This is a genomic window from Sphingopyxis sp. (assembly GCF_035998905.1).
GTDB lineage: Bacteria > Pseudomonadota > Alphaproteobacteria > Sphingomonadales > Sphingomonadaceae > Sphingopyxis.
On sequence record NZ_DASYHG010000029.1, the window covers coordinates 471,590 to 477,589 of the forward strand.

The 6,000-nt window shown below is 64.6% G+C and carries 5 protein-coding genes; 3 read left to right on the forward strand and 2 right to left on the reverse strand.

Features of this window, described 5'->3' with window-relative positions; genetic code table 11:
- Nucleotides 1-34: 34 nt before the first annotated feature.
- Both VGN62_RS19485 and VGN62_RS19490 read right to left on the reverse strand, forming a co-directional pair.
- Complete coding sequence (locus tag VGN62_RS19485; protein ID WP_327456993.1) at nt 35-1,981, reverse strand: cytochrome c/FTR1 family iron permease; 1,947 nt, start codon at nt 1,979-1,981, stop codon at nt 35-37.
- A gap of 5 nt (nt 1,982-1,986) precedes the next feature.
- Nucleotides 1,987-2,628, reverse strand: a complete 642-nt coding sequence (locus tag VGN62_RS19490; RefSeq protein ID WP_327456995.1) for a cation transporter — start codon at nt 2,626-2,628, stop codon at nt 1,987-1,989.
- A gap of 70 nt (nt 2,629-2,698) precedes the next feature.
- On the opposite strand from VGN62_RS19490, the gene VGN62_RS19495 reads away from it, so the two are divergent.
- From VGN62_RS19495 to VGN62_RS19505, 3 genes are all read left to right on the forward strand, one after another.
- Nucleotides 2,699-3,112 (forward strand): helix-turn-helix domain-containing protein, encoded by a 414-nt coding sequence (locus tag VGN62_RS19495; protein ID WP_327456997.1) that lies wholly within the window; start codon nt 2,699-2,701, stop codon nt 3,110-3,112.
- Nucleotides 3,113-3,455: 343 nt separating this feature from the next.
- Entirely contained in the window at nt 3,456-4,649 is a 1,194-nt protein-coding gene (locus VGN62_RS19500; protein WP_327456999.1) for a DUF932 domain-containing protein, read from the forward strand.
- A gap of 121 nt (nt 4,650-4,770) precedes the next feature.
- Nucleotides 4,771-5,865, forward strand: coding sequence for a ParB/RepB/Spo0J family partition protein (locus VGN62_RS19505; RefSeq protein WP_327457001.1), 1,095 nt, complete (start codon nt 4,771-4,773; stop codon nt 5,863-5,865).
- Nucleotides 5,866-6,000 lie beyond the last annotated feature (135 nt).

Genomic DNA, 6,000 nt, shown 5'->3' on the forward strand with positions numbered 1-6,000 from the left:
AAGGAGGGGTGCGCCGACGCCGTGATGACTACCCTCATTGACCATGCGTTGTCTCGACCCGGCGATGTTGCCGACTGTTGTGACGATAGCCGATCCAGAGGATTGCAAGTGCGAGAAGCTGGAGCAACAACGGTTCGAGCGAAGGAAATATCCCCATCGCCGGGAAGCGAGGAAAATGAGCGAGCGGTGTGATGCCGAGGAGGCCGGCTTCCTGTAGCGCGCCCGCGCCCTTGCCGGCCAGGACAACCGCAAGGATGGCGATCAGCGCGGAGCTGTAGGCGAAAAATTTGCCGATCGGCAGCACCCGACTGTAACGAAGCATGACCCATGCGATTGCTGCAAGGATTACCACTGCGGTTCCGGCTCCGGCGGCGATCGCGCTGCGGCTTCCTTGCGCGGCGAGCGCCGCGAAAAACAGGATGGTCTCGAAGACTTCCCGATAGACCACGAGGAAAGCGATCCCGAACAGGAACCAGGCCGAGCGACGCGAAAGCGCCTTGCCCATCGCTTCGCGGATATAGCGCTGCCAGCTCTCCGCGTGCGACTTTCCGTGCATCCAGATGCCGACCCAGACGAGCACGACTGCGGCGAAAAGCGAGCCAAAGCCCTCTGTCAACTCGCGGCTCGCTCCGCTGATCGAGATTGCATAGGTCGCGACTGCCCAGGTTGCGCCGCCGGCAGCCAGGGCGGCGGTCCAGCCGCCATGGACATAGGGTAGGACTTCAGGCCGTTCGGCCTTTCGCAAGAAGGCGATCATTGCCACGATGATCAGAAGGGCTTCGAGACCCTCGCGCAGCAAGATGGTCAGCGCCCCGACAAAGGTCGATGCGTCGCTCGCTGCATCGGGAGACAGTGCAGCTTCGGCATCGGCGAAGAGGGCTTCGACGGCGGCGGCTTTACCCGCGACCGCATCGACCGGCGCACCTCGCGCAATGGAAACACGGTAATCGGACATCGCGGATTCGATTAGCGCCATAAGGGCGGAATCGCGCGTCGTCAGAATCGGCTCAATCGGTTCGAAACCGTCGAGATAGGCGGATAGCGCGAGGCGCTCTGCCTCGCTCCGATCTCCTTTGCGGTACGCGGCAAGGCTTTGCGCCAATTTGTCACGCGCCACCGCAAGCGTCGCGGGCGAAGCACTTGTCAATGCCTGGGGATCGGAACGCAAATAGGCGGTGAGCGCGTCGCCCTGCTCCGATCCGAGCCCACGACCAAGCGCTTCCGGGCTGAGACTCGTAAAGGCTTGCAGGTCGGGGACAAGATCGCGCGCCGCAGGGCTCTGGTTCCAGACACGCCGGCCGGCTGCGACGTCGCGAAAGGCAAATCCACCGGCATAGGCTGCTACCGCCCAGCGGTCGTCGGACGGCAAATGGGCAAAACTGGGCATGGACGTGCCTTCAAGCCCCTGTCCTATGACCTGATAGAGCGCGAACAGACTGCGCTTGCGAGCGCGTCCGGCGTCGGTGAAATCTATAGGTGCCGGGTCGAGCCCCTTGGCCTGGGGCCCATTGCCATCGCCGCGCACGCCGTGACAGCTGGCGCAATTTTCCAGATAGACTTGAGCTCCGCGCCGGGGATCTGGAGCGTTGCGCGGCGCGAGGGGCACAGGGTAAGCGGCGAGCAGGTCCGCCGCGAGTCCACGCGCCTGGCGAGCCACCGTGCCGGGGTCCGCCTTCGACGCGATCGCCCATTGGAGTTGTCCCGCTTCACCGACAAGGCGAGCCCGCGCCGGGGATGCCGGAAGGGCTTCGATCCCCTTGCGAACGGTGGCGGAAAACTCGATCATCTCGGTATATTCGACCGTGCTCGTCACCGCGCCATTCGCGACGGCGCCACCATAGTCGACCGCAACATAGTCTAGCAGACGCCAGATGGTCTGGACTTCGTCGGCATCAGTGCGGGCCTGTGCCGTCGGCACGACGAGGCAGCCGATAGCGGCAAGCGCGATCAGCAGAGAGAGAAAGCGGCGGGCGGAGGGCATTGGCCCTATTGTCCGGCCACAATCGACAGTTCGCGCAATTCGGTCCGCGCGCTGCGTAGAATCTCATAGGCCGAATGCAAGAAGAGCGTGGCAATGATGGCGGCGACCGCAAGGTCGGGCCAAGCCTGGCCGGTCCATGCGACGAGGCCGGCGGCGATGATCACCGCCACATTGGCGATCGCGTCGTTGCGGCTGAACAGCCACACCGCGCGGACGTTGGCGTCGCCTTCGCGGAACCGCGAGAGGACGGCGGCCGAGGTGAGGTTGACGAGGAGGGCCGCGACGCCAATGCCGCCCATCAGCTCGGCTTCGGGCGGAACCGCGGTCAGAGCGCGCCACAGCGCGACACCGATGACGCCAATGCCCAGCGACAGCAGGAACAGGCCTTGGGCTAAGGCGATTCGCGTGCGGGCGAGCGCGGTCCAGCCGATCGCGACGAGGCCTGCCAACGTGATCGTGCCGTCGCCGATGAAGTCCAGCGAGTCGGCTTTCAACGCCTGGCTGTTGGCGATGAACCCGCCGACAATCTCGAGCGCGCCGAAGCCGAGATTGAGAATTACGACGATCCACAAGGCCCGTCGATAGGCGGGATCACGCTCGGCTCTGACGGTGTCGCCCGTGCAGCCGCAATTGCTGTCGTTGCTCATTCCCCTGTTTTACATTCTACAGTAGCTGTAGAAGCAAGCTGAAATCGAGACGAAACTGAGAGGAATGGAGATGGAGCGCGACACGCGTCTGCCGATCGGCGGCTTGGCAAAACGCACCGGCACGAAGGTAAACACGATCCGCTTCTATGAGGATATCGGATTGCTTCCGTGCGCCGCGCGCACGGCCTCTGGCCGGCGCACCTACGGGGACGAGGATGTCGGGCGCCTCGCATTCATCCGCAATGCCCGCGGCCTCGGCTTTTCGATCGATGAAATCCGGTCGTTGACGGCGCTGGCCTTGGGGCCGGGGCAGGACTGCGCCGAAATCCGCGCAGTTGCGGCGCGTCACCTGCTCGATGTCGATAAAAAGCTGGAACGGATGGCGCGGCTCCGTGCTGAACTTGCCCGTATCGTCCAGCTCTGCGACGGCGGGCCGGTGTCGGATTGCCGAGTCATCGAAGCGATCGCTGCAGCGACCGCCTAGCCACGCATCATCGGAATCGACCGCAGTCCGGCTCAGCCGCAACAGCCGCCCTTACCGTCGTCGACTTGCACGGCGGGCAGGGCACCGCGCCAGAGGGGCAGAAGACATAACAGTCTGCCTGCAGCGGCTTACCTGCAGTTGAGAACAGGGCAGCCAGTTCGAAAGAATAGGTTCTGCAATCACACGACACCAATATTCTGGGGAGAATGTCAGCGTCTTCGCGACGCCATGAAGCGCCGCGAAGCCCGGCCACCTTTGGTGGCCGCAGAGGGAGAGGCGGAAGTGGCAAGGTGGCGGGTTGAAACCGGGAGAGAGTCTGCCGGGCCCGTCGCGGAGATACGCCATGACACGTCTACCCAGCACCCTCGCCCGCGATTCGTCCCCGGGCTACAAGGTCGATATCTCGCGAGGCCAGCGCATCGGCCGCGTCTCGTCCGAATGGTTTTCTCGGCCCGACGACGAGCGCTATCTTTCGCTCTCCGATCTTTATGATTCGGTGCGCACCCGGGCCGAGACCGCGACTGCGCGCACTGTCGAAACGCGCGCCATTCGCGTCGTGGCTGCACCTGACGAACCCGAGCGGCTGAGCCTTCTCCTTCCCGATCGCGAGGCACCCGTCGCGCCCACGCACTGGTCTTTCGGGCAAATGTGCAGTCTCGTCGGCGCGCCGTCCGGCTATCTGCGCCAGCTTCCCGCCGCGCTGGCGGGCATCAACATGCAGCACGGTCTGCTCGCGCATCGCGGGGAACTGGTCAAGACGCTCGAGACCGGCGACGGGCGCACCGAGCTGCGCGCCGTGACCGGCCCCGATTACGGCCGCATCTGGGATCATGAGCTTGTCGCCGCGGTCATGAAGATCGCGGGCAATGGCACCGGCGACACGCGGTGGAAGGTGCCGGGGCTTCTGGACTGGTCGACGATGCGCCACAATCCCTTCGTCGAGGTCACGAAAGATACGACGACGCTCTATGCCAGCGACCGCGACGTCTTCCTCTTCCTTGTCGACGACGCCAATCCGATCGAGGCCGGTCGTCTGCCCAACGGCGATCCCGATCTCTTCTTCCGCGGCTTCTACTGCTGGAACAGCGAGGTCGGGTCGAAAGCCCTCGGCATGGCGACCTTCTATCTTCGCGCCGTCTGCATGAACCGGAACATCTGGGGCGCCGAGGGCTTCGAAGAAATCAGCATCCGGCACAGCAAGTTCGCGGCCGGTCGCTTCGCACAGGAAGCGGCGCCCGCGCTCGAACGCTTCGCCTCTTCCTCGCCGGTCTCCTTCATGAACGGCATCAAGGCCGCTCGGGCCGCGATCGTCGCGCGCGATGATGATGATCGGCAGACCTTCCTGCGCAAACGCGGCTTCTCGAAGGGTGAGAGCGAGCGAATCATCCGCAGCGTGCTGCAGGAAGAGGGGCACCCGCCCGCATCGATCTTCGACTTCGTGCAGGGGATCACCGCGCTGGCCCGCGAGCGTCCGCATCAGGATGGACGGCTCGAGCTGGAAGCCAAGGGTGCCAAGCTTCTGGCCTCGGTCCACTGAGCAAATCTCGCGTTCGCCGCCGGCGTGGTCCTTTCCCTTCAGAGGGAGAGGGCTGCGCCGGAGCCATGACGGGCTGAGAGCCGGGAGAGAGTCTCGCGGCGGCCTGTCATGGAGAAGCATCATGACGAAACAGGCAAAAATCACCCTCAGCGGCGCGCGGGCAATCCCCTTCAGTGCGCTCGTGCTGAGCCAGGCCAATGTGCGGCGCGTGAAATCCGGGGTGTCGATCGACAGCCTTGCGGCGGACATCGCGCGGCGCGGCCTCCTCCAGAGCCTGACCGTTCGCGCGCAGCGCGACGAGGCGGGCCAGGAAACCGGGCGCTTCGAAGTCCCGGCGGGCGGTCGCCGCTTCCGCGCGCTCCAGATGCTGGTGAAACAGCGGCGACTGGCGAAGACCGAGCCCGTGCCCTGCATCGTCCGCGAGGATGATGCCGTGTCGGCCGAAGAGGATTCGCTCGCCGAAAATGTCCATCGCGAACCGCTGCATCCGCTCGACCAGTTCCGGTCGATGCAGAAGCTCGTCGAGCAGGGCACCGACGTCGAAACGATCTCGGCGACCTTCATGGTCACGCCCGCGGTCGTGAAGCAGCGCCTGAAGCTCGCCGAGGTCTCGCCCAAGCTCCACGACATCTACGCCGATGACGGCATGACGCTCGAACAGCTGATGGCCTTTTCGGTGTCGAGCGATCACGCGCGGCAGGAACAGGTCTGGGATATGCTCGCCTCGAGCCACACCCAGCAGCCCTGGTATATCCGCGCGCGGCTGACCGAGGACAAGGTTCGGGCATCGGACAAGCGTGTCCTGTTCGTCACCCTCGACGCCTATCGCGAGGCAGGCGGACATATTCTTCGCGATCTCTTCGAAAGCGATGACGGCGGCTGGCTCGAGGACGTCGCGCTGCTCGACCGGCTGCAGGCCGAGAAGTTCGAAGCCGAGGTTGCGCGTGTCGCGGCGGAAGGCTGGAAGTGGATCGAGACCGCGGTCGACTTCCCCTATGGCCACACCTTCGGCCACCGCCCGCTCGATGGCGTGGCGGCCGAGTCGAGCGCCGACGATGAGGCGCGGATCGAAGCGCTGCGCGAGGAAGCCGACCGGCTCGAAGACGAATGGGCGGGCGCCGAGGACATCCCCGATGAAATCAGTGCCCGGATCGATGCGATCGACGAGGAGATCGCGCCGCTCGTCTCGAAGCCGCTGATCTACGACCCGGAGTGAGGATCAGCGTGCAATAGGCACCCCCTTCGTGGGGTGATCGGCGTGCAAAAAGGACCCCTTCATCCCGGGGATTTAGTCGGCCGACTGGTTTTGATCAGTTGGCGAGAACGGGATGTTGATCGTGGAGACAGTGGT